The organism is Nostoc sp. 2RC, from assembly GCF_014222165.1.
In the GTDB taxonomy this organism is placed as follows: domain Bacteria; phylum Cyanobacteriota; class Cyanobacteriia; order Cyanobacteriales; family Nostocaceae; genus Nostoc; species Nostoc linckia.
On sequence record NZ_JACKZU010000726.1, the window covers coordinates 1 to 1113 of the forward strand.

Sequence of the window (1113 nt, forward strand, 5' to 3'; positions counted from 1 at the left end):
CGTGCTAGTTGCAGTACTTGTAATAGTACACAAATACTATGATTTAGCGATCGCCTGTGCCAGTTGCGTAAGTCCTGGCAGCGATGAGCAAGAGAGGACAAAGGGAGTTATACCATTTCACTTTAAAATTGATACAAATATACGATAGGGGGAGAGAAAGAAAATATTATGTGAATAAATTGGGTAATTTATTCTCTGGAAATTCCCAACATCAATATCCGGTTGAATACTTAGCAATTAAGTTGAGGCTCTGAGACTGAGAGTTTTTAACTATTAAGTAATGAAGCGAACTTGATTCATTCTGAATTCTGAATTCTGAATTCTGTATTCTTCTTCAAAAAATTTGTTCTAAACGCTCGAAATCCCGTTGCACTTCATACCAGAGGCTTTTATTATGGGGGTCTGTTTTCAGGGCTTTTTTGAGATAAATTCTAGCTTTGAGCAGCTGGTTTTCGGAAATTAACGCCCGTCCCCATAGTTGGTAGGCAACTGCTAGCCATTGGCGGACTTCTGCATCACCTGATAACCGATCTGATAAAGCTTCTGCTAGGGCAATGGCTTGGGGAAATCGTCTTTCTTGCAAAAATCGCTGCAATTGTTCGTAAGTCTTCCACTTTAGCCGCTGTTCTATTTCCACCAAATTCGGCGGCTTTGGTGTTCCTGGTTGCTGGGATTGCACTTTTGTGCTGTGTGTTTTTTCCCGATGCGTTGCTTTGGGGCGATCGCGTCCCGACGACGTTGACACCGAATTTGAATGTGCTGCTGTTTCCTCTTCTGGCAGTACTACCGTCAGCAGGAGTTTGTAAGCCTCTGTCAAGGCAATGAACTTATCTTTGGCTTTATTGTCATCTGGGTTGATATCGGGGTGATATTGCTGCGCCAGTCGTCGATAAGACGCCTTAATGTCAGCAAAAGAGGCTCCCGACCTTAAACCCAATAAACGGTAGCAATCTCCAAGATCCATCTTGAGCTACGAGCTATCGAATATTTATCTAAGGGCTATCAGCTATGAGAGCGTCAAAGCCTGAGATTTTAATCATAAAGGTTAATTCGCTATTTTAAAGTTCAATTTTGACAGTTTTTTTAACGTGGGGCAAGGGGCAAGGGGCAAGG

Annotated in this window: 1 protein-coding gene; it reads right to left on the reverse strand. The window is 42.5% G+C overall.

Features of this window, described 5'->3' with window-relative positions; translation table 11 throughout:
* Positions 1-334: 334 nt before the first annotated feature.
* Positions 335-964, reverse strand: a complete 630-nt coding sequence (locus GNE10_RS34695) for a J domain-containing protein (protein ID WP_185570529.1) — start codon at positions 962-964, stop codon at positions 335-337.
* Positions 965-1113 lie beyond the last annotated feature (149 nt).

Bases quoted from the DNA above. Each gene is read 5' to 3' on its own strand.
- GNE10_RS34695 (WP_185570529.1), bottom strand. From the start codon at position 964: ATGGATCTTGGAGATTGCTACCGTTTATTGGGTTTAAGGTCGGGAGCC.